At 62.8% G+C, this 2,117-nt stretch carries 3 protein-coding genes; all 3 read right to left on the minus strand.

The window, feature by feature from the left end; all coding sequences use genetic code 11:
- The coding region (gene hflX, locus EN991_RS33725; RefSeq protein ID WP_127370359.1) for a GTPase HflX at positions 1-913 on the minus strand (913 nt) is incomplete at its 3' end.
- Positions 914-1,159, minus strand: a complete 246-nt coding sequence (hfq, locus tag EN991_RS33730) for an RNA chaperone Hfq (protein WP_006202172.1) — start codon at positions 1,157-1,159, stop codon at positions 914-916.
- Positions 1,160-1,304: 145 nt separating this feature from the next.
- A partial coding sequence (locus EN991_RS33735) for a D-amino-acid transaminase (protein WP_127370360.1) occupies positions 1,305-2,117 on the minus strand: 813 nt, incomplete at its 5' end.

Here is a 2,117-nt window from a genome sequence, read left to right on the forward strand (position 1 = left end):
CCAGGGTGGCGCGGAAAGCCGCGATCAGATGTGTCGGCAGGTCCGAAATGAAGCCGACCGTGTCGGAGAGGATGATCGGCGTGCCATGTGGCAGGCGCACGCGGCGCAGCGTCGGGTCGAGCGTGGCGAACAGCATGTCCTGTGCCAGCACATCCGCCCCGGTCAGCCGGTTGAACAGCGTCGACTTCCCGGCATTGGTGTAGCCGACGATCGCCACCACCGGGAACGGCACCTTCCTGCGCTTGGCGCGGTGCAGGTCGCGCGTGCGCCGCACCGTTTCCAGCTCCTGCTTCAGCTTGATGATCTTTTCCTGCAACTGCCGCCGGTCGGATTCGATCTGTGTTTCGCCGGGGCCCCCAAGGAATCCGGCGCCGCCGCGCTGACGCTCCAAATGGGTCCAGCTGCGCACGAGGCGGCCCTTCTGGTAGTTGAGATGGGCGAGCTCGACCTGCAGCGTGCCTTCCTTGGTGCGTGCACGCTCGCCGAATATCTCGAGGATCAGCCCGGTGCGGTCCAGCACCTTGGCGTTCAGCTCTTTCTCGAGATTGCGCTGCTGCACAGGGGTCAGCGGATGGTCGACGACGACCACTTCCGCAAGTCCCTCTTTGACGATTTCCGCGAACTCGGCGACCTTGCCGCTGCCGAGCAGCGTCGCCGGGCGCGGATCGTTGACGGTCACCACCGCGGTGTGAATCAGATCAAGGTTGATGGCGCGGGCAAGGCCAACGGCCTCGTCGTGACGCGCATCAGCCGAACGCATCAGCCGCGGGCGGTTGGTCTCGTCGTCGTTGCGCTGGTGGCGGGTAAGGACGGGCACAATGACCACGGCCCGGGTCGGGCCCTTGGCCTCAGTCCCGGGGTGATGCGCTGGTTTCCCGCGAACGGTGGCGTCCGCGTCTTTCTCACGTGCCAATCAGGCGCCCTGGCTTTCCTCGCCATCGAACATCTGAACCGGCTGGCTCGGCATGATCGTGGAAATGGCGTGCTTGTAGACGAGCTGGGAGTGACCATCGCGGCGCAGCAGCACACAGAAATTGTCGAACGAAGTGACCACGCCGGTCAGCTTCACGCCGTTGATGAGGAAGATGGTGAGCGGGTTCTTGCTCTTGCGAACTGAATTCAGGAACAGGTCCTGAAGGTTTTGCGATCGTTCCGCCATTGTTCTTGTCTTTCGCCGATCCCCTTCGGTTTGCAAGCCAATGCGCCAAATTAACGGGCGCATGTCAAGCTCGCAAACACCGTCTTGTCGTCAGTAACGACAAGCAGAACGAGATATATTGATGTTCATTCCACCTGTGCGGTTATCAGGCTGGACTTTTTTCCGCAATGTCAAAAAAGGCTTGCCGCAACGAAAGTGTTATTGAGCCGGGGTGCCCATTGGCGACCGTGTCGCCATCGATGGCCACCACCGGCATGGCGATCGTCGTTGCGGAACTGATGAACGCCTCGCGTGCCGTCTTGGCCTCGGCGACGGAAAAGCCGCGCTCCTCGATCTTCAGGCCAAGCTTGGCCGCCACTTCGAACATGGTCGTGCGGGTGATGCCGCGCAGGATGCCATGCTCGGCCGGCCTGGTGACCAGGACGCCGTCCCGGGTGACGATCCAGGCATTGGACGAGCCGCCTTCTTTTACGTTGCCTTCATCGTCGACGAACCAGGCTTCCTGCGCACCGGCTTCCTTTGCCTTCTGCTTGGCCAATACATTGGGCAGCAGCCCGACGGTCTTGATGTCGACGCGGTCCCAGCGGTTCTCCGGCACGGTGATGACCGCGATGCCGGTCTCGGCTCGCTTTGCTCCGGCTGCGGGGTCGGCCTTCCTGGCGGTGACCACCAGGGCCGGCTTGGTGTCTGCGGAAGGGAAGACAAAGTCGCGGCTGGCCACGCCGCGCGTCACCTGCACGTAGACCAGGCCATTGGCGACGTGGTTGCGATTGACCACCTCACGCAGAATGAGCGGCAGCACGTGAGAGGTGACCGGCCAGGCGATCGACAATTCGGTCAGCGAACGGTTCAGCCGGGCCAGGTGGCGCGGCATGTCGACGATGAAGCCACGCGCCACTTCGCAGACCTCATAGACACCGTCGGCGAACTGATAGCCGCGATCCTCGATATGCACGGC

It is taken from the genome of Mesorhizobium sp. M7A.F.Ca.US.005.03.2.1 (assembly GCF_003997795.1).
Taxonomy (GTDB): domain Bacteria; phylum Pseudomonadota; class Alphaproteobacteria; order Rhizobiales; family Rhizobiaceae; genus Mesorhizobium; species Mesorhizobium ciceri.

What these genes read in the sequence shown, in the direction of transcription:
- hfq (WP_006202172.1), bottom strand. Translation starts at nt 1,159, where the DNA reads ATGGCGGAACGATCGCAAAACCTTCAGGACCTGTTCCTGAATTCAGTT.